At 44.4% G+C, this 20,900-nt stretch carries 12 protein-coding genes and 1 tRNA gene; 6 read left to right on the forward strand and 7 right to left on the reverse strand.

The window, feature by feature from the left end; translation table 11 throughout:
* Positions 1–321 precede the first annotated feature (321 nt).
* Positions 322–1,689, reverse strand: a complete 1,368-nt coding sequence (locus ACTIE0_RS15595) for a tetratricopeptide repeat protein (protein WP_006670665.1) — start codon at positions 1,687–1,689, stop codon at positions 322–324.
* Between the two features lie 77 nt (positions 1,690–1,766).
* Between ACTIE0_RS15595 and cofH the strand changes: the two genes are divergently transcribed.
* Entirely contained in the window at positions 1,767–2,903 is a 1,137-nt protein-coding gene (cofH, locus tag ACTIE0_RS15600; RefSeq protein WP_006624003.1) for a 7,8-didemethyl-8-hydroxy-5-deazariboflavin synthase subunit CofH, read from the forward strand.
* Between the two features lie 117 nt (positions 2,904–3,020).
* On the forward strand, positions 3,021–5,300 hold the full coding sequence (locus ACTIE0_RS15605) for a transglycosylase domain-containing protein (protein ID WP_006670664.1): 2,280 nt from the start codon (positions 3,021–3,023) through the stop codon (positions 5,298–5,300).
* A gap of 75 nt (positions 5,301–5,375) precedes the next feature.
* On the opposite strand, the gene ACTIE0_RS15610 is transcribed toward ACTIE0_RS15605, so the two are convergent.
* A tRNA-Glu gene (locus tag ACTIE0_RS15610) sits at positions 5,376–5,448 on the reverse strand.
* A gap of 448 nt (positions 5,449–5,896) precedes the next feature.
* Here ACTIE0_RS15610 and ACTIE0_RS15615 point away from each other — a divergent pair.
* Together ACTIE0_RS15615 and ACTIE0_RS15620 are read left to right on the forward strand one after the other, a co-directional pair.
* Positions 5,897–6,961 (forward strand): ParA family protein, encoded by a 1,065-nt coding sequence (locus tag ACTIE0_RS15615; RefSeq protein WP_006624001.1) that lies wholly within the window; start codon positions 5,897–5,899, stop codon positions 6,959–6,961.
* Positions 6,945–7,673 (forward strand): HEPN domain-containing protein, encoded by a 729-nt coding sequence (locus ACTIE0_RS15620; RefSeq protein WP_006624000.1) that lies wholly within the window; start codon positions 6,945–6,947, stop codon positions 7,671–7,673. The genes ACTIE0_RS15615 and ACTIE0_RS15620 overlap by 17 nt, the downstream gene beginning before the upstream one ends.
* A 62-nt stretch (positions 7,674–7,735) precedes the next feature.
* Here ACTIE0_RS15620 and ACTIE0_RS15625 read toward each other — a convergent pair whose 3' ends face one another.
* The 3 genes from ACTIE0_RS15625 to ACTIE0_RS15635 all read right to left on the reverse strand — a co-directional run bounded on the left by ACTIE0_RS15625 (position 7,736) and on the right by ACTIE0_RS15635 (position 14,853).
* Complete coding sequence (locus ACTIE0_RS15625) at positions 7,736–13,486, reverse strand: alpha-2-macroglobulin family protein (RefSeq protein ID WP_046320753.1); 5,751 nt, start codon at positions 13,484–13,486, stop codon at positions 7,736–7,738.
* 169 nt (positions 13,487–13,655) lie between these two features.
* Complete coding sequence (locus tag ACTIE0_RS15630) at positions 13,656–13,805, reverse strand: hypothetical protein (protein ID WP_162198545.1); 150 nt, start codon at positions 13,803–13,805, stop codon at positions 13,656–13,658.
* A complete protein-coding gene (locus ACTIE0_RS15635) occupies positions 13,789–14,853 on the reverse strand; it encodes a glucokinase (RefSeq protein WP_006623997.1) in 1,065 nt (354 codons plus the stop codon). The genes ACTIE0_RS15630 and ACTIE0_RS15635 overlap by 17 nt, the downstream gene beginning before the upstream one ends.
* 23 nt (positions 14,854–14,876) lie before the next feature.
* On the opposite strand from ACTIE0_RS15635, the gene ACTIE0_RS15640 reads away from it, so the two are divergent.
* Complete coding sequence (locus ACTIE0_RS15640; protein ID WP_155839134.1) at positions 14,877–15,038, forward strand: hypothetical protein; 162 nt, start codon at positions 14,877–14,879, stop codon at positions 15,036–15,038.
* On the opposite strand, the gene ACTIE0_RS15645 is transcribed toward ACTIE0_RS15640, so the two are convergent.
* Positions 15,013–17,430 carry a phosphoketolase family protein gene (locus ACTIE0_RS15645; RefSeq protein ID WP_006623996.1) on the reverse strand — a complete coding sequence of 806 codons (2,418 nt, stop codon included), beginning with the start codon at positions 17,428–17,430 and terminating at the stop codon, positions 15,013–15,015. The two genes, ACTIE0_RS15640 and ACTIE0_RS15645, sit on opposite strands and share 26 nt — an antisense overlap.
* A 503-nt stretch (positions 17,431–17,933) precedes the next feature.
* On the opposite strand from ACTIE0_RS15645, the gene ACTIE0_RS15650 reads away from it, so the two are divergent.
* Entirely contained in the window at positions 17,934–19,145 is a 1,212-nt protein-coding gene (locus ACTIE0_RS15650; protein WP_006623994.1) for an acetate kinase, read from the forward strand.
* 276 nt (positions 19,146–19,421) lie between these two features.
* On the opposite strand, the gene pdhA is transcribed toward ACTIE0_RS15650, so the two are convergent.
* Entirely contained in the window at positions 19,422–20,453 is a 1,032-nt protein-coding gene (pdhA, locus tag ACTIE0_RS15655; RefSeq protein ID WP_006623993.1) for a pyruvate dehydrogenase (acetyl-transferring) E1 component subunit alpha, read from the reverse strand.
* Between the last annotated feature and the right edge of the window lie 447 nt (positions 20,454–20,900).

Genomic DNA, 20,900 nt, shown 5'->3' on the forward strand with positions numbered 1-20,900 from the left:
GGGTTTATTAAGCGCTTCCCTCATTGCTATGACTAACTGCGGAGGCGCGCCCCTACAATTATTAATTATTAATTATTAATTATTAATTATTAATTATTAATTCCCCGGTGGGGCGGGTTTATTAAGCGCTTCCCTCATTGCTATGACTAACTGCGGAGGCGCGCCCCTACAATTATTAATTATTAATTATTAATTATTAATTATTAATTATTAATTCCCCGGTGGGGCGGGTTTATTAAGCGCTTCCCTCATTGCTATGACTAACTGCGGAGGCGCGCCCCTACAATTATTAATTATTAATTATTCATTATTAATTATTAATTATTCATTTTCATTTTCCGTTAACTTTTCTTCGAGGGATTGAATCGTGTTGAGAGTCGCCTGTGCAGCTTCTGGGTCTCCAGCTTCTTGGATGATAGATAACGCACTTTTTAAAGTTTCTAGCGCCTGGGAATAGTTCCCCAAGTTCTCATGAATGGAACCTATATTATTGAGGATTTGACTAATCTCTGGCTGCTGGTCTGACTCTTGGTAAAATTCTAGGGCTTGCTGGTAAATTTCCAGGGCTTTTTCCCACATTTCCTGACTGTTATAAAGGCGACCTATCTGGCTAAGTGCCGTCCCCGCTAGACCCACATCATTAGCTTCCTTAGCCAAATTAGCAGCCTGCTGATAGGTTTCGATCGCTTGGGGAACCTGGTCTAAATTTTCATAGATCATCCCCATTAAATTCAAGATACGAGCCGCCCCAGCGTTATCTCTGATGCGTTCCAAGAGTTGAGCCGCTTGCTGAAAATGTACTAAGGCTTGGAAATCATCTCCATTTTCGCGGTAGATATAAGCCATATTACTTAATAACCGCCCTACCCCCGCTTGGTCTCCTATTTGGCGGCGAAAAGCTAGGGCTTGTTGATAAATTTCTAGGGCTTTTTCTACCTCTCCTATGCTAAAATAAAGTGCGCCTAAATTGTTCAGGGTGCGAGAAAGATCCCGTAAATCTCCCACCTCTTGACGGATAGCCCTGGCTTGTTCATAATAGTCGAGGGCTTGGGTAGGTTGAGCTTGACTAGCATAGACAGCCGCGATATTATGTAAGGATTCCCCCATTTCACTGCGATCGCCTGCACTTTGAGCTAATCTGAGGGCTTCTTGGTGGTGTTGGAGGGCTTCGGAAAATTCACCCTGTTGGCGGCGAACAAAACCGAGGAGATTGAGACTGCGGGCTTTACCCCTTTGGACGAGAGCCGTTTCCGAGGCGGCTTCGGGGTTTTGTTGGCGATAAATTTCTAGGGCTTCTTGAATAGCTGGTAAAGCGCGATCGCTTTCGTTAAAATTGCTGTAAACTTCACCAATAGCATTGAGTGTTTCTGCTACAGCCAGGCGATCGCCTTGTTGGCGGCGAATTTGCAATGCCTGTTCTAGGCTGTCTAGGGCTTCGCGATGTTCCCCTTTATGGAATTGTTCAATTCCCTGATTGTGTAATTGATTATGATCAACAGAGGGGCGATCGATTTCGGAAGTGGGGGACGATTCCGGTGCGGGTTCTTCCTGAGCTAGAATAGGTGCGATCGTGAACAGGAACATAGTTGCACCCATAAGCATCACCATCGGTACATTCCCCAATTTGGGGGAAAACCAGAGCAGTTGTGGTCTGGGAACTCGAATAGATAAAGCAGATTGTAATATCATTGCTGTCATCCAATTAACTAAAGAACTTGAGTAAATATGCTGACCGATGTAACTTGGGACACTATCGAATAGATTGTATGTTAACTCAAACCGTTGATGCCATCTTAGATTACGCCTCAGAAGGGGCTGATTTATCCCCAGAGCAAGGATTAACCCTACTGGAAGCAAATCACCCGAAAGTTACCGAACGTCTGCGAGAGGTAGCAGATAAGTGGCGATCGCGTGATTGTGGGGATACTGTAACCTATGTAATTAATCGCAACCTGAATTTTACCAACATTTGTGAACAGCATTGCAATTTTTGCGCTTTCCGGCGTGATGAAGGGGAAGCCGGAGCCTTTTGGTTGGGTTTTGAGCAAATTCTCGAAAAAGCCCAAGATGCTGTCGAAAGGGGGGCGACTGAAATTTGTATGCAGGGGGGATTAAATCCCCAGGCTCAGATTAACGGTCAGTTTTTACCCTACTATCTCCAGTTGGTGAAAACCATCAAAAACGAGTTTCCCAATTTACACCTTCATGCTTTTTCCCCCCAGGAAGTGCAATTTATTGCCCGTGGCGATCGCCTCAGTTATGATGTAGTCATAGGTTCACTGCGGGATGCCGGAGTCGGTTCTATGCCAGGAACAGCCGCCGAAGTATTAGACGATCGCATTCGCCAGGTCATCTGTCCAGAAAAAATTAATACAGCCACCTGGTTGGAAATTGTAGAAACCGCCCACAGTCTAGGAGTTCCCACCACTAGCACCATATTATGTGGTCACATTGAAACCCCCCAACAGCAGATCGACCACTTGCACAAATTGCGATCGCTACAACAAAAAGCTATAGACCGGAATTATCCCGCCCGAATTACCGAATTTATTGCTTTGCCTTTTGTCGGGGAACAAGCACCTCCCCCCTTACGCCGCCGAGTAGGAAGAGACCAACCAATTTTAGCTGATAGCCTCAGATTAATGGCTGTAGCCCGGATTTTCCTGGGTAACTGGATTATTAACCATCAACCTAGTTGGGTAAAATTGGGTTTATCCGGTGCCACAGAAGCCCTGAAATGGGGCTGTAATGATATCGGCGGCACCCTAATGGAAGAACATATCACCACTATGGCAGGGGCTAAGGGGGGAACCTGTAGGACAGTAGAAGACCTGAAAGAGGCGATCGCCTCCGTCCAACGAAAACCCCTCCAGCGTGATACTCTCTATAGAATTATCCCTTGATTTGCCCCAACCGTGAATCACTACTCGACGGACTAGGAAAAGTAGGTGTTATAATTTTCCGAGTCAGCTACGGCCAGTGAGTCTCACATAACGGCTATATGCGGAATGTCGTTAAATATGTCATCTAAAAAGCCGGACCCGAAGTCAAATACAGTTATAAATGCCATCACCCAGGTTGTGCAGACTATTCACGCCCGGGTTAACTTCTCTCGGCTGTTGCTAAAGCCTAATAGTAGGGTTCCTGAACTTTGGGTGCAAAATGCCGATGCGGATAAGGCTGATGTTTATCCGCTATTGGGCGATCGCTATATCATTGGTCGTTCTTCGCGATCTAGTGATATCGTGGTTCGCAATCCGGTCGTTAGTCAAGTGCATCTGTGTTTACTACGACAACCACCACATAAAACCATTTTGGGAGAACATCCCTCTCGACAATTTTATATCAAAGACGAAAATTCTACCAATGGCATCTATAAGGGACGGCGGCGACTTGAGGTTTTTCCCCTGCGTCATGGGGATGTCATTACTTTGGGTCCCCCAGAACTTGCTAATGGTGTTAGGGTTCAGTATGTAGATCCCCCTAGCTGGTATGTGCGGTTACTGCGCTCTGGTCTTTATGCCTTCTGTGGTATTAGTGCTTTAGTTGCCTTGGTCGTCTTGTGGCAGTGGCAATATTTTACAGTGCGACCTCTCCCTCGCTCTATCAATGGCCCCGTCGTCGTTTATTCCCGCGATCGTCAGCCGCTGCGGGGTATCACTAACAATAATTTACAACTGGAATTGGAGGCTTTATCCGATTTTGCCTCTTACCTACCCAATGCCGTTATAGCCTCCGAAGATAGCCGTTTTTATTGGCATTTTGGTATTGACCCCATCGGGATTTTAAGGGCTTTTGTCACCAATTTACAAGGGGGTCAAATTCGAGAAGGTGGTAGCACCATCTCCCAGCAGTTAGCCCGGACTTTATTTAGGGAGTATGTCGGCACAGAAGATTCCCCCGGCCGCAAGGCTAGAGAGGCGATCGTTGCCCTAAAATTAGAGACTTTTTACGGAAAAGATACCCTGTTACTTACCTATTTGAACCGAGTCTATTTAGGCTTAGACCTCTATGGTTTTGAAAATGCCGCTCAGTTCTATTTTGGCAAATCAGCCACTAATTTAACCCTGTCGGAAGCCGCCACCCTCGCCGGGATTCTGCCCGCCCCTAATAGTTTTAATCCTATTCAAAATTATGAGTTAGCTGTTCAGTATCGCGATCGCGTTTTGGCGAGAATGCAAGCCCTGGGAATGATTAGCTCAGAAGAGGCAGATCGGGCGCGGCGATCGCGTATTGAAATTAACCCCAGGGCGCGGGAAGTTCTCGAAAGTACCATAGCCCCCTACTTTTATGATTATGTATTTACCGAAATAGAGCAACTGCTCGGCAGTCAATTGGCGCGAGAGGGTAACTTTATTGTCGAAACCTCTTTAGATCCTCAAATGCAGGCCGTCGCTGAGAGGTCTCTGCAACAACATCTAGCTACTGTAGGGGCGGGCGCTGGCTTTTCTCAGGGGGGAATAGTAACTCTCGACTCCGGCAATGGTGCTGTCATGGCTATGGTCGGAGGACTCAGTTATGGGGATAGTCAATTTAACCGAGCCACTCAAGCCCTACGACAGCCCGGATCTACCTTTAAGCTGTTTCCTTATGCCGCCGCCTTAGATAAGGGTATCCCCCCTGGTAGAACCTATTCCTGTGAACCTCTGACTTGGCAAGGGCAAACTTTTCGAGGATGCGATCGTAGTAGTGGGTCTGTCGATATGTATCGCGGCATGGCTTTATCCGAAAATGTCACCGCCCTACGAGTCGCCCAGGAAGTCGGCTTAAATTCCGTCGTCGAGATTGCACGACGGCTAGGCATTCGCTCCGATTTAAATCCCGTTCCCGGTTTGGTTTTGGGTCAAAGTGAAGTTACCCTATTAGAGATGACAGGCGCTTTTAATGTCATCGGCAATCGAGGTTTGGCTCACCGTCCCCACGCCATTAGACGTATTTTAGATAGTAGTGATTGCACCGACCCCCTCGATATTAATAGCTGTCGGGTCATTTATGCCTATGATCGGGAAAATCCCAGAGTCCCCCAGGTCCTTTCTCCCCTCGTCACAGAAACCATGACCTCCATGCTACAAGGGGTAATTCGTTGGGGTACAGGTCAGGATGCTAGTTTGGGTTTAGGGGAAGCCGGAAAAACTGGCACCACTAACTCCAATGTTGACCTCTGGTTTATTGGCTACATACCCAGTCAGAGACTCACCACAGGCATTTGGCTCGGTAATGACGACAATTCCCCTACTTTTGGCAGTAGCGCTAATGCAGCCCAATTATGGGGCAATTATATGCGCCAGATCCTCCCTTGAGGTTAGCCAACTATCACCAAAGAGACAAGGGTAGAGACCACTCTCGCAATCTCTACCCTAATCTTAACTTTTGAGTACCCCCAAGGGAATTCGAATCCCTGTCGCCTCCGTGAAAGGGAGGTGTCCTAGGCCTCTAGACGATGGGGGCTTGTGTTTTGTTTCGCCTTTTGGTTTCGAGCTTGTGTCGCTCTCACCTTTATTAACTTAGCGAATCTTTCAACTTATGTCAACCCTTTTGCCGATTTTTTTAAAAAAATTTTCCGGTTGGGGCTTAATCTGCCTCTGGGTAAGCGTTTCAGCCTTTGAGAGCCCCATAGATTTCGCGGCCGTCCCTAGAACCATAACCGTCACCGCCCAGCCTTTAGCTCCATCCTAACATGACCCATAAAATTTAGCCATGAGTCTCCCCATATCCACAGAGACCCCAACCACTCTCACCTCATCACCATCACCTCAGAATTGATACAGCAACATCATCAGACAGCATCTGAAGTGAGTCTCAAACCTCCATAGAGATTATTATTGACAGTTGGGGCAATGATTATTTGCTATAATTAGCCATAATTGATTGCGGAGTTCAAAACAGGGTAAATATCATGGTTCAGAAAATCGCCCTATTTAATCACAAAGGCGGAGTCAGTAAAACCACCACTACATTTAACTTAGGTTGGATGTTAGCAGCAAAAGGCAAAAAAGTGATTATTGTAGATGCTGACCCACAATGTAATTTAACTGGTATGGCTTTAGGTGAAGATACCGAAGATGACCAAGGGAGAATCGAAGCTATCTACAATACACATTCCAACATTAAAACCGGACTCGCGCCAGCTTTTGAAGGTCAACCCAAACCCATTGAAGCCGTAAATTGTGTTGCTTTATCAGGTCAAGAAGGCTTATTTTTACTTCCGGGTAATGTAGGATTTGCTGAGTATGAAGTTACCCTAGGTATTGCTCAAGAGTTAAGTAGTTCGATTCAAACACTCCAAAATTTACCCGGGTCTATTACTGACTTGTTTAACAAAACTGCCGCGCGGTTTAATGCGGATTATATTTTAATTGACATGAGTCCTAGCTTAAATTCAATTAATCAAAATTTGTTGATGACCAGCGACTTTTTTATCATTCCTACTACCGCTGATTTCTTCTCCGTGATGGCGATTGAATCCTTGAGTAAAATTTTGCCAAAATGGTCATTATGGGCGAAAAAAGCCAGTTCCTTACCGATTTTAAAAGAGGCAATATATCCATTTCCTGATTTTAAACTTCGGTTTCTGGGAACTATTATTCAGAATTATCGCATTATTCACGGTAGGGAAACTGTAGCTTTTCAAAAATGGATTGATAGAATCGAGGCAGATGTTAAGGATAAATTGGTTCCTGTGTTCAGACAATCTGGTTTAATGTTACCTACTCCCAGTTATCTTGAGCAAGGTATTAGCGAAACTTTTACTTTAACTAAGATTTCTAACTTTAATAGTCTGATTGCTCTTTCTCAACAGCATCAAACTCCGATTTATGCTTTAACTCGTGAGCAATTAAAACAAGCTGGCAAAGTTTACCAAAACAATCAGAAAAAACAGCAAGAATTTTATCAGGTATTTGCCGACCTAGCAGATAAAATTATCGGATTAACTTCTCAGAGTTATGCAATTAGCGCTTGACCAATTTCGGGTCAGTATTGCTCGTGTTAGGGATTTAATTGATGTTCATAACTATATTAAATCTCAATCGACCCCGGCTTTAGATTTATCTGATATTTTACGAGCATCCCTGGTTTTAGCCGTAAGTGCATTAGATTACTATATCCATGAAGTTGTCACCCTGGGAATGTTAGAAATTTATAAAGGTGAACGTCCTCAAACTGCCGCCTTTTCACGTTTTCAAGTGTCATTAGGTAACACTACCAATGACAGATTAATGCTGATGAATATTGAATCTTGGTTAGAAACAGAAATTCAGTTAAGCCAAGCCGGGTCATTTCTGCCAGAATCTCCCAGTGTATCAGATTTGCTTCCGCTGATATCAAGCGCGATTCAAAATAAACTCAATCAGACTTCATTACTCAATGATGAACTCCGAGAAAACCTGGGATATAAGAGTTTTCAAAAACCAGATAAAATAGCCGATGCTATTCGTCTTATTTATGAGCAAAAATTGTGGGATGAGGTAGCGCAGCAAATGGGGAAATCAGCACAAGATATCAAACAACAACTTAGTGCAATAGTCGATCGCAGAAATAAAATTGCTCATCAAGCTGATATAGACCCTTCTTTTGGCATCGGAAACAGATGGCCTATTGATGACCGTCTAGTTAGCGACTGCGTTGATTTTCTTGAACAACTTGTAGAAACTATACACCAAGTCTTAACATAATTGATTATGATTACTTGCTATTATCCTCCATTTATGGTATAATAGGCGGAGCTTTTCCGAGTCTATCTATCGGATACCACTAACAATCCAGAGGTAGTTCGTCCGAACTCTTCTGGGTTATATTGTAGATAGGCTTCTGCACCCGGCCAGATGAATTCGCCGGGGGTGACAGAACGTACTAGATAATGAACATGATAAGCACCAGGTATGAGACGATCGCTATAAGCCATAATGCGATCGCGATAAATAGTTTGATAGGCAATTTCCCAACTATCAGTCTGAGGTTGTAACGCTTGATTACTGGTATCAAAACTCCTATCAATCGCTTCTAAACCCGCCGGGAGGGGGTCAACAATCACCACTTTATCCACGGGATGATCTGCGATAATTTCCAAGCCAATATCAAAGACCTGTCCCGGTTTGACCGTTAAAGGTTTAGACTCCGCTGCGAGGCTATAGGTTTGCCAAATTTGAGTTTCGTTAGCTGGTCTAATAGTCCGAATAACCCGAAGACCATTAAGTTGACCCGGTTGTTTTCCTTCTAAGCGATAACTGTATTTGATCCAATAATGCAAATTACCCGAATTTTCAGGTTTAATCGATAGTTGATAATTTCCTTGGGGTAATTCTGCCATAGGTAGGCTAAGATTAAAGCTAGAATTACCATCATTTCCTAACTCGATTTGCTGTGATATGTAGTTCCCTACTTGCAAATTAATCCGCAAACTTTCCGACGTGGTTTGGGTTTGTTGATAAGCCACTAACGCCGTTAACGCCTCGGCGGTATCATAGTCATTTTGCCAAATTCCCTCACGACGCAAGTTTAACAGACTTTCGACTAATCTACTGATAGTTTCTGGCTGTTGGTTTTGGGTGATATATAGGCGTAATGCTTGAGACTGTAAAACCGTCGGAGAGGCTAACCATTGATATCCGGGGGGTAAATTAACCGTCGCTGTCCGTCCCGTTTGATAAATGTGTTTTTGGATATCTTGGAAAATGGTATTAAATTCCGTTTCCCATTGGGGGAAGTTGGCTAAATAACCAGCTAGTTTAATTTGGGTGGCGGGGTCAAATTCCCGCCAATTGCCGTAAATTTCTGCCATGAAATCACTGCGGGTTTCTCCCAAGTAGGATAAGGCGATTAAGGCTTCAAGACGCAGGCGGCTTTTACATATATTATCAACACAGAAGCCATCATCAGCAGGATTAGCAACTACTTGATTAAGGTAATTTCTCAGGCGGTTAATCATATTATTATTAACCGTAAATCCAGCCTGAGATGCTTTGGCTAAAGCTTCGGCAGCGTAACTAGATAGGACAGGATCGGAAATATTCGCGGCGGCAAAATAGCCGAAACCGCCATCCTCTTTTTGTAAGCCTGCTAATCTGGTGATAGCATCATTAGCTTGTAGTTCCAAATTTAAGCCGGATAAATCATTAGGATTTTTATCCAGAAGCTGGAGATTACTTGCTATCAATAAACGACTGGCTATTGGTTCTAAGAATGGTAAAGTTGGCTGTTGGAAAATTTGAGCCGCAGGTTGGGTTAATTGGGGGATTAAACTATTAGCCAGGGAAATAGTTAGACCTCCCGCATTCGGGACTACCTTTTCATCAATATTAATGGGAATGGTAACAGTTTCGCGGGTGGTCCCTGAGGCGATTACCTGTTCCGTTGTTTCTAGGGGTTTTACCTCCAAAGGAACTTGAAAACTATCAGTTTTATTTTGCAGTCTGCTGGTGAATTTTACCTGGGAATTTCCCACTTGTTCAACTAACACCGGAAAACGATAGGCTTGCGTGTCTACTTCGGCTTGGGTTTTCAGGTGGTGGCTGGTTTTATTCCCCGCTGAAAATAACAGTCCACCACTCAGGTCTCCGGTGATGTCTAATTGTCCTTTCAGGTGGTCTCGGTTGGTGATGGAAACTCCCGCCAAAAAGCGATCGCCTACCCGTGCGAATTGTGGTAGTATCGGATTAGATAATAGGGATTTACTGGTGATAAATGTCGCTTCCCCTGACCCAAATTCTAAATTTTCGTCAGTAGCGATCGCCATAACTCGCCAGGTGGTTAAATTATCAGGTAACGTAAAATTAACCGTGGCTTTTCCCTGGTTGTCCGTGATAATTGAACCGTTATAGTAGGCTAACGCTTGGAAGTCTTGACGCAACTTAGATGTATCAACAGTGGCGGCGGAAAATCCTCCACCATAACCCCAACCTTTAGCTAACGGTGACATTAATGATTGTACTACCACATCAGGACGGTTATCTGTTAATCGGGTCGATATTGATTGTTCAGCATATACAGTATCTACTAAGTTGGGGGGTCGGTAGCCGTTAAGTTGCAAGATCGCATCATTAACCACCATTAAAGTGATTTGTCCGCTAATCGGTTGATAATTATCCTTGGTTAACTCTAGGTTAATCGTAGCTTGGGAACCCGGTTGAAATTCCGATTGATTCGGGTTAATTTTGACTTGTAAGTATTTGCTATTTTTGCTAACATTTAACGGAGTCATTCCGATAGATACCAGATTATCTATACTTCCCGGTTCCAGTTGTGATAGAGGTTCTCCCTGACGGACTAAGACCGCTTCTACAGCCACATTAGGTAGCATTTCGGGTGTGACTTGAAATCGGACTTCTGGTGCGCCGCCTTTCACCGGAATTAGGGTTTGATACAAAATGCGATCGCGAATTACTGCGAAAAATAACTCTCCCTCCCTATAGGGTGATTGAATTAAAGCCGTCGCCATATCCCCAGGTTGATAATTATCGCGGTCTAGTTGAATTTCGAGGCGGTTATCATAACGATTTCCCCAACTCACCGGACCATCACCCGTTACCCAAATTTGAATATCAGTAGCTTTCGGCGTATTTAATGGGTCCGAAGCAAATCTCGCCTGAATGCGATAAGAACCCGATTCCCTCGCCGTTAATTCTACAGTTTTCGCCGTATTACCACTCCTGACATCTACAGTATCCACTGTTTGATATTCCAGTTGATTTCGGTTAGTTTGTCCCCCTTCTACCACCCGGGTAATACTGCTGTAATTCATTTTCTGCAATTCCAGCTTCACCGGAACATTATTAATTGATTTACCCTCAACATCAGTAACAATCACTTCCACCGGAAAAGCCTGATTAACATTAGCTACAAATTTGCTTTTCAGTCCAATCAATTGATGGTTAGGTAAGACCGTAAAACTTTGGGAGTCCGCGACCGACAGGTTAGAAACATCTGTCACTTCCACATCAACTTGATATCTGAGGGGATAGGGAACATCACCGCTAACAGTGATCATTTCACTTCCCGAACCCGCCGCGTCTAAATTTTGCGATCGCTGTAAGACATCACTAGAAATCGTCGGTTTTTCTTCCGGCCAAAACCACTGTCTTCCAAAATGATATTTTTCCCAACCTATGGGAGTAAAATCACTAGCAGTCCGCGTCACATAATATTTAGCCTCACCACCAACTACCGGAGAACCGAATAAATAATCTCCCTGAACTGTCGCCATAACCTTATCCTGACCCACAGCTAATCGACGGTCAAGACTCAAATCAACCTTAAAGTTAGGGGGGTTAAATTCTGCGACCCGAAAATTACCAAAAATTTCTACCCCACTAATACCTTTACCCTGAATTACATAATTCCCCAAAGGGTCATCTGGCTTCACCGTAAATTCTACCGAAAACGTAGCAAATTGATTAGTTGAATAATCCCCTAATTCTCGTTTTTCCCCCGTCGGAGTTTCTAACGTGAGATTATACACCGTATTTTTATCTGGCTGTAATTCTCCATTTTGTAAATAGTAAGCCACTCCCGTTAAAGCTATAGCTTCACCCGGTTGATATAGTTGTCGGTCTGAAAAAATAGTTCCGCGAGAAATCGGTTGATTTTCATCCCAACCCGCATAAACTCCATAGCCATAAGCGCCACTGTAGGAGTAGCTGCGAGTGAATGCCCAGTCATCCCCTTCTTTAGCAATTACCAAGAGTTCTGGAGGTTCATTAAACCGATTACCTCCCATACATCCCCGCAGGTTTTCCGCCGTTAACAATAGCAATCCCTGGTTATTAGTAATTCCCCTAGCACAAGCAGTTGGTTTAGGAAATGATCTAGCATTCAGTTGAGATTGATATATTTCCACCGATGCTGATGCTACTGGTGAACCGTCATCTAAATGATTAACTCTCACCATTCCCGACTCTGGAAACCACTGGGAAAACACACCTAAGTTAGTTAACTGAACCATCCCATAAAAGCTAGGTTCATTCCATTGAGTCACACCATTTTTTTGATAGGAAGTCGTTTTAGCTTTAATTCCATAGGCTAACATTCCCGTTTTCCCTTGTAACCTGTCTCGCAGATTAATCGAAGTTTCGATAGTTTGATTAGTCGCACCACCATTAATCCTAAAAGTTTGCCATTTATCTGAGGTGGGTAGTAAGTTTTTACCCTCCCGACTCGGATAGGCTTGATCTGCATAGACTAAATCTTCTGGCTGGATAATTGCATAAGCTGCTTGATAGCGGGATTCGGGTATATTAACAGTAGAAATGTTAATTTGTAAATTGTTACCAGATGGAAAAATATTTAAACCAGAAGGAGTCCACAGGTCAGCCGCCAGATCTCCGGTTTTATAGTTAAGGTTGATGGGTTCCTCTAGCCTTTGATTAAAGGTATCTTCCAGGTTAGCGCCAATCGTAATTACATAATTTGTTTGAGGTTCCAAAGACCAGGGATTTAAGCTGATTGTATCGTTACCGTCGTATGATTGTATCAGCGGCGGCGCATCTCCTGCTGGGGGAGGGTTTATCGTTATATTTTCTCTTGCTGATTGCGCCGTAATTCCGTTATTAAATTTCAGTTGAGGACTCCCATTCGTAAATCTTCCATAGGTTCCACCTTCCCTAGGTTCTCCATAAAATTGTATCGCTTGAAACTGTAAGGGTTCGTAGGTGTAAATTGGGTGGGAAATTAGAAATTGGCTGGCTAGATTTCCCGTTTTTGATTGCAGTCCCGGTGTGATTTCTAGGGTGTAACGGCTGGCTTTTTCTAGCTTTTGCTGAAATTTTATGTTATAATCCCAGCTATGGGAAAATAGACTATCTCTGTCTTCTCGCGCCACATCCCCCCCATCAGCTTCCGGTCTATCTAGTGTTACCCGTAGAGGAATCCCTTTTTTGGTCTTGTCGGAAATGACTCTAATATGGTCGTTGACTGAGGCGAGATCTAGTTCTACGTTAGATGTAAATTTTAGGGTGGGGTCTAAACCTATCGGTTGGTCAGGGAAACCAGGGTTATCTTCCGTCCCCGGAAGGTTTGACAGTTGAATGGCTGGAGTGTTGAAAGTCCAGGCTATGTCTGACTCTAGTTGATGGTCGCTGAGATCGCTGAGTCCTTTTTTTAGCGTCACCTGAAAGCGGGTGGCTAGGGGAATGGCTTCTTCCGCTTGAAAACCTACCATCCGGGGTGTCAGAAATCGGAATCTTCCCGGTATTTTGGGGTTGATGTCAAAGTGTCTGAGTTGTTGTCTCTGGTTGGGAGAGTCCAGACGTTCAACCGGAATTAACGGGTTGCTAAAAGTAATTCTAATCTGACCTAAAGATGTGGCTTCCTCTGTAGGACTAATTTCTTCTATCCACTCGGGGAGTTGGGGAAGAGGTAGCGGGGATATGTTGACCATCGGTTCACCAACGGGTTGACTGCTGAAAATTCGACACCCGGCTATGGTGAGGATAAACAGCGAGACTAGGAAAAACCGCTTCCAGATTCTACGGGAAAAGCCTATTGTTACCATAGGAGATTATGCGATCGCATTTCGTATTCCCTTCATAACACATCATAGTTGCTCAACCCCGGAAACTTCCACAATTCTTAATTGTTTCTATCTGAGTAGAATTATCTCTCTTTCCTCTCTCAACTCCCGCTATCGTTTCCAGCTATCGGTTCAAGGGTTGACCGTTTAACTATTGATTAGCTGCACTATCGATGAGCTTAACCATAGATTTTAGCTTATATATGCCGCCACCTTTTTCCATGGTAATAATTATGGCATAAACATCACCGCAAGTCAACCCCCAAACCGAAATAGTTTTTTGTTTAGATTTGTGCTGCACATAATGCGGCACCGATTAAACCGACTTTAGGATTAAGAACAATATAGACAGGTACTTGTTCTAATAAAGGACTAACGCGACCCTTATCTTTCAAGGCTTTGATAAAGTTTCCTTCCTGTATTAAGGGGAGAATTTTAGCAGCAATTCCCCCCGCCACATATAACCCGCCGTATGGTAGTAATTTGAGGGCGAGATTTCCGGCTTCTGCGCCATAGGCTTCCACAAAAATTTTCATAGTCTGAACCGAGAGATAATCACTTTTAGCCAAGGCGGCTTTAGAGACTTCGGCGGCGAGGTCTACGGTTTTGTGTTCTTGTCCGATTTCCTGTTTCCAGGTATGATAAATTTGGGCAATTTCGGGAGATTCTTGAGAAATATCATGGTCACGCAAAAATTGATAAATCGCGGTAATTCCCATCCCCGATACTACTCTTTCTACGGATACTCTGGTGATATTATAGAGTTCTCGTAAATAGCCTAGGAGATGAAATTCCAACTCGGATCTGGGTGCGAAATCAGTATGACCGCCTTCGCTGAAAAAGACTTGATAACCGCCGCCTTGGGAAAGGGGAATCACAAAACATTCTCCTAAACCTGTTCCCGCACCTATAACAGCCCTAGGCGCAGAAACATCGGGTTTTCCGGGTTGGAGAATGTGTAAATCTGATGGTGATAAACTGACTACGCCATAACCAATAGCAGCAAAATCATTAATTAGTTTAATTGGGGAAATATCTAGTTCTCGCTGAAGGCGATCGCTATCTAAAGACCAACTCAAGTTAGTGAGTTCGCAGCTATTATTGACCACCGGACCCGCAATCCCAAAAGCCGCTTTTTCCGGTTTTGCGTATTCAGTAACTTGCTGAGAGGCTGCTTGTAAAAATTTTTTAACTATGGGGACTAAATCAATATAATTCTGACTAGGATATATTTGCTCAAATAATGATTTAACTTGGGGGACGGCGGCGGTGGTATCGAGATAATTTGCGTCAAATAAGGATAAAATAGTTTTGGTTCCTCCTATGTCTCCGGCGAGAATAATGGTCATGTTTTTAGTTTCCTGAAATAGTGATGAGATCACCCGTCTATGCTGAGGATAAAAAAAGGCGATCGCATGAGTATATGTTAGACCAACTGTCAGCGAATCGCCTAATCAAGTTAAGTTATCCTACTAATGGGTCAGCAGTTAACCCGGAGATGGTATCAGCTAAAAAGGCCACTTCCAATTACTAATTTCCTCCTGATCCTGACCATGTTCGTAGGCATAGGCGACATTTTCGATGATAGCATTTCTCATGCGTTCCCGAACATAAGCCGCCGCCGATCGCAATTTGGGAACTCTGTCAATGACATCAATCACCAAATTAAAGCGATCGACCTGATTTTCGATCGCCAATTCCAAGGGTGTATTAATATTACCCTTTTCCTTATAGCCGCGCACGTGCAAATTGGGGTGATTAGTGCGACGATAAGCCAACTTATGAATCAACCAAGGATAGCCATGGAAATTAAAGATAATAGGTTTGTCAGTAGTGAACAAACTATCAAAATCCCAATCAGACAAACCGTGTGGATGTTCAGTATCCGGTTGTAACTTAAACAGATCGACCACATTAATAAAGCGAATTTTCAACTCCGGAAATTCTGACCGGAGAATGGCGGTCGCAGCCAAAGACTCCTTAGTGGCGACATCACCACAACCAGCCATCACCACATCAGGAATATCGGGGTCTTTACCACAATCATCATTACTAGCCCATTCCCAAATCCCAATTCCTTTAGTACAATGCTTAATAGCATCATCCATATTCAGGAATTGTAGATGTTTTTGTTTATCTGCCACAATGACATTGACATAATCTTTGCTTTGGAGACAATGATTAGCACAGGACAGTAAACAATTAGCATCAGGGGGAAAATAAACCCGAACCACATCAGGACTCTTATTAGTAACCAAATCCACATAACCGGGATCTTGGTGACTAAAACCATTGTGGTCTTGTCGCCAAACCGTAGAAGAGAGTAGGATATTCAGAGAGGCGATCGGAGAACGCCAAGGCACCTCTTTTTTACAGACTTCCAACCATTTAGCGTGTTGGTTAAACATGGAATCGACCACATGAGCAAAAGCCTCATAGGTATGGAAGAAACCATGACATCCAGTCAGCAAATAGCCTTCTAACCAGCCTTGGAGGGTATGCTCACTTAACATTTCCATAACCCGACCATCAGCGGCTAATTCGCTACCGTCTAAGTCTTCCTCTAAAAACTCACCCATCCAGGTTTTTTTACTGACTTCATAGACAGCATTAAGGCGATTAGAGGCAGTTTCATCAGGTCCAAACATCCGAAAATTCGTCATATTTTTACCCATGACATCCCGGAGGAAATTGCCGAGAGGTCGAGTGTTTTCCGCCTCACTTTGACCTGGTTTAGGAACCTCTACAGCATACTTACGGAAGTCTGGCATATTTAAGTCACGCCGCCAAATACCACCGTTAGCAAAGGGGTTAGCACTCATGCGACGGACACCCGTTGGCGCTAGTTCCTTGAGTTCAGGAATAAGAGTTCCGTTTTCATCAAAGAGTTCTTCTGGCTGGTAACTTCGCATCCAGTCTTCTAGGATTTTCATTTGATGGGGGTTCCCAATGACATTAGACATGGGGACTTGGTGCGCGCGCCAGAAACCTTCAACTTTGCGACCGTCTACTTCCTTCGGACCTGTCCAACCTTTAGGCGATCGCAAAATAATCATCGGCCATTGGGGACGGGTAGCCTTGCCACTGCTACGAGCCTGTTGTTGAATATCGCGAATTTCGTTGATACAATGTTCTAGGGTCGCAGCCATTTTCCGATGAGCCGACCCATAATCCTCATCTTGGCTACATTCCACCAAATAGGGAGTATAACCATAGCCTCGGAATAGGTTTTTAAGTTCCTCGTTGGGAATTCTTGAGAGAATGGTGGGGTTAGCGATTTTATAGCCGTTTAGGTGTAGTATCGGCAACACCGCACCATCACGGATAGGATTGATAAATTTATTGGAATGCCAAGCCGTTGCTAGGGGTCCCGTTTCCGCTTCTCCATCTCCCACCACAGCCGCGGTAATCAGTTCTGGATGGTCAAATACTGTACCATAAGCATGGGAGAGGCTATAACCTAGTTCCCCCCCTTCGTGGATAGAACCTGGGGTTTCTGGGGTGCAATGGCTACCGATACCGCCAGGGAATGAAAACTGTTTGAAAAATTTTCCCATCCCTTCAGCATCTTGACTTTTATCCGGGTAAACCTCCGAGTAAGTTCCTTCTAAATATACTGGACCGAGAACACCCGGTGCGCCGTGTCCTGGACCCGCAATATAGATCATATTCAGGTCATATTTTTTGATTAGCCGATTTAGGTGAATGTAGATAAAACTTAAACCGGGACTAGACCCCCAATGACCCAGAAGGCGATATTTGATATGTTCAGGTTTTAAGGGTTCTTTTAGTAACGGATTATCTCGCAGGTAGATCATCCCTACACAAAGATAATTGCAGGCACGCCAGTAGGCATGAGTTTTCCGGATCTCTTCGTCACTGAGAGGATAGGTTGTCTCTAACGTTTGAGAGGGTGCTGCCACCATAAATATTTACCTTGATTTACCTTATTGACATCCTACTTTAGATAGATCTTTCCAGGGAGGTTAGGCTAATGCTAACATTCTGGATGATCCGATAGGACGGAGTTTCTCTATTAATATCCTAAGATTCCCTAAATTGCAAGTTTTCATGATTAATTGGGTGATGTTTATGAAGATTTAACCTGATTTTAACTTGACTTTAAGTGGTCTTTAGTCTATTTTAAGGTAAATTTTGCTGCTGATCATCATTCCATTAACTAATTAGTTCGGTGGCTCCATTATCGTCAATTCCATTAATAGAAGTAGCCAAATGTTGCTCAAACGGTTAAACCAATATGGTCGGGGTTCCTTTCCTGGCGGGTTTACGGCGATATATGGTAGTAACAGATAAGCCAGATCAACCCGCCCTCTCCCGCAGCCCTCTCCCGGCTCATCAACTCGCCCGTCATCACTAAAACACCCCAAAAAGCCATCAATCAACTATTATTAAATCATAAATTTAAACTATGAAAATTCTTGTTTTAAATGCTGGTTCAAGTTCCCAAAAAAGCTGCTTATATGATCTGAACGGAGATAGCCTACCATCATCTCCCCTAGAACCTATTTGGGAGGCGGCTATTGATTGGGGAATGCCACCTTTTGGGGAAATGAAAGTGAAAGCCAATGGGGTGAAATCGGAGAGTAAAATTGATTCGGAACAGAAGGCAGAAGCCATTGGCAAAATGTTAAATAGCCTGATAGAAGGGGAGACTAAAGTCCTCAATAGTCTGGGGGAAATTAATGTAGTTGGTCATCGGGTAGTACATGGAGGAACTGACTATTCTAGGGCGACTATAATTGATGAGCAGGTGAAAGAGGCGATCGCCCGATTAATCCCCCTAGCTCCGGCTCATAACCCCTCTCATTTACAGGGAATTTCAGCCATAGAAAAGGTGTTAGGAAATGTGCCACAGGTGGCGGTATTTGATACAGCCTTTCATAGTCAAATGCCCTTATATGCGGCGGTTTATCCGATTCCTTATGAATGGTTTACTAAAGGGATTAGGCGCTATGGTTTTCATGGTACAAGCCATAAATATTGCGGACAGAGAGCAGCTCAATTAATTGGGAAACCATTGGAGTCTTTGCGGTTAATTACTTGCCATTTAGGGAATGGTTGTTCTTTGGCAGCTATTCGGGATGGAATTAGTGTGAATACTACTATGGGATTTACCCCCTTAGAAGGTTTGATGATGGGAACTCGGAGTGGTTCGATTGACCCAGCAATTTTGATTTTTTTGATGCGGGAATATGGTTGGGATAGCGATCGCCTTAATCAAATGCTAAATCAACAATCGGGGTTAAAGGGAATTACCGGAATATCTGGAGATATGCGCTATGTTCAAGAGGAACAGAATAGCGGCAACGAACGGGCGATCTTAGCCTTTGAGATGTTTATTCACCGCCTGCGAACTGGGATAGGTTCAATGTTAGCCAGTTTAGGGGGACTAGATGGTTTAGTGTTTACGGCAGGTATTGGAGAACACGCAGGTTTAGTGCGTCAAGAAACCTGCAAAGATTTTGAATTTATCGGACTCAAATTAGACCCCGATAAAAACCGCAACATTAAAGGAGATGGTAACATCGCCGCCAGTGATTCCCAAGTGCCGATATTTGTGATCCACACCGAGGAAGATTGGGCGATCGCCACTGAATGCTGGCATTTACTAAAATCCTAGGTTAGCAACCGACTCGCCTTTTAGGGGCGGTTTCACCGGGGTCTTCTGTAGGGGCGGGTTCACCAGGGTCTTCTGTAGGGGCGGGTTCACCAGGGTCTTCTGTAGGGGCGGGTTCACCAGGCTATATGGTAGTAACAGATCAGTCACATAAACCCGCCCCCGCCCCCGCCCCCGCCCTATTGGGTGGCGTATCAACCCGCTTATTGGGTGGCGTATCAACCCGCCTATTGGGTGGCGTATCAACCCGCCCTATTGGGTGGCGTATCAACCCATCCCTTAGTCGTCAGCATAAATATAGCGATATAACTCGCTAGGGTCAGGTTCAGGGCTAGTCTGAGCAAACTCAACCGCGTCATTAATGAGATCCTGAACCTTTTTGTCGATCGCCTTCAACTCGTCACTATCAGCGAGATTATGTTCAGTCAAATAGGCGAAAAACTTATTAATAGGGTCACGAGCAAACCAAAACTCTTTTTCATCGCGATCGCGCAATTCATCAGGGTCAGCCAAAGAGTGACCTCGGAAACGATAAGTCAACGCTTCAATCAGGGTTGGACCTTCACCAGCACGGGCTCTAGCGATCGCCTTTTGAGCCACCTCTCGAACCGCCAAAACATCCATACCATCAACTTCATAACCAGGCATTCCAAAAGCGGGGCCTTTCTTATAAATTTCCGGGTCAGAAGTCGCCCGTTCATGAGCCATACCAATAGCCCACTTATTATTTTCCACCACAAACAAAATAGGTAACTTCCAGAGAGTTGCCATATTCAAGCACTCATAGAACTGTCCATTGTTGCAGGCTCCATCCCCAAAAAAGCAAGCCGTGACCGTATCAGAACTTTCATCTCCCATTACTTCCCGGCGATACTTACTCTGAAAAGCCGCCCCCGTAGCCACAGGAATACCTTCCGCCACAAAAGCAAAGCCGCCGAGCAAATTATGTTGAGACGAGAACATATGCATCGAACCGCCACGACCCTTAGAGCAACCAGTGGCTTTACCAAACAATTCAGCCATAACCTCTCGTGCGGTAACTCCAGCACTGAGGGCGTGTACATGGTCGCGATAGGTACTACAGACAAAATCCTGGTCGCGGCGCATAGAGCGAATTACCCCGGTAGAGACGGCTTCCTGTCCATTGTAAAGATGAACAAACCCGAACATTTTACCCCGGTAGTACATTTCAGCGCACTTGTCCTCAAATAAGCGCCCTAGCACCATATCCTCATAAAGCATCAACCCTTCCTCTCGGGTGATGACTACAGAATCGACTTGAAAACTAGGTACTGTGCGTTCCTTAACCATTGCGTTACCTTGTGAAACTGTTTACTGCTGCGTGCTGCCAATTAATTATAAGTAGGTGCGGGTTCACGGGGTATATGGTAATTTGTAGGGGCGGGTTCACGCCCGGTAGATCCCAGTAACAGATGAACTACATAGACCCGCTGCCTCCCCGCCACATAAACCCGCCGCTGCTAGAGACTATTCTATAGGAATAGGGGCAAAACGAAGTTTTTTCAGGGTAGGCGATCGAGGATGGGATAAATAGCAAGGACTAACCTATAATTAACCTAATATTTGGGGTAGAATGCACCACATTGTGTAGGATATAATTAAAAATCCCCGTTGGTTTATTCGCGGGGACAGTGGGGACGGGTTCACGCCCGGTAGATCGTAGTCAGCACCCCCGGCTGAAGCACGGGGGCTTCGTGCCCCCCTTTCAGGTAGCTGACCAGCTTAAGCCTTAACTGG

Origin of the sequence: Limnospira sp. (assembly GCF_051859755.1) — a bacterium.
Classification (GTDB): domain Bacteria; phylum Cyanobacteriota; class Cyanobacteriia; order Cyanobacteriales; family Microcoleaceae; genus Limnospira; species Limnospira fusiformis.

What these genes read in the sequence shown, in the direction of transcription:
- ACTIE0_RS15595 (WP_006670665.1), bottom strand. Translation starts at nt 1,689, where the DNA reads ATGATATTACAATCTGCTTTATCTATTCGAGTTCCCAGACCACAACTG.
- cofH (WP_006624003.1), top strand. Translation starts at nt 1,767, where the DNA reads ATGTTAACTCAAACCGTTGATGCCATCTTAGATTACGCCTCAGAAGGG.
- ACTIE0_RS15605 (WP_006670664.1), top strand. Translation starts at nt 3,021, where the DNA reads ATGTCATCTAAAAAGCCGGACCCGAAGTCAAATACAGTTATAAATGCC.
- ACTIE0_RS15615 (WP_006624001.1), top strand. Translation starts at nt 5,897, where the DNA reads ATGGTTCAGAAAATCGCCCTATTTAATCACAAAGGCGGAGTCAGTAAA.
- ACTIE0_RS15620 (WP_006624000.1), top strand. Translation starts at nt 6,945, where the DNA reads ATGCAATTAGCGCTTGACCAATTTCGGGTCAGTATTGCTCGTGTTAGG.
- ACTIE0_RS15625 (WP_046320753.1), bottom strand. Translation starts at nt 13,486, where the DNA reads ATGGTAACAATAGGCTTTTCCCGTAGAATCTGGAAGCGGTTTTTCCTA.
- ACTIE0_RS15635 (WP_006623997.1), bottom strand. Translation starts at nt 14,853, where the DNA reads ATGACCATTATTCTCGCCGGAGACATAGGAGGAACCAAAACTATTTTA.
- ACTIE0_RS15640 (WP_155839134.1), top strand. Translation starts at nt 14,877, where the DNA reads ATGAGATCACCCGTCTATGCTGAGGATAAAAAAAGGCGATCGCATGAG.
- ACTIE0_RS15645 (WP_006623996.1), bottom strand. Translation starts at nt 17,430, where the DNA reads ATGGTGGCAGCACCCTCTCAAACGTTAGAGACAACCTATCCTCTCAGT.
- ACTIE0_RS15650 (WP_006623994.1), top strand. Translation starts at nt 17,934, where the DNA reads ATGAAAATTCTTGTTTTAAATGCTGGTTCAAGTTCCCAAAAAAGCTGC.
- pdhA (WP_006623993.1), bottom strand. Translation starts at nt 20,453, where the DNA reads ATGGTTAAGGAACGCACAGTACCTAGTTTTCAAGTCGATTCTGTAGTC.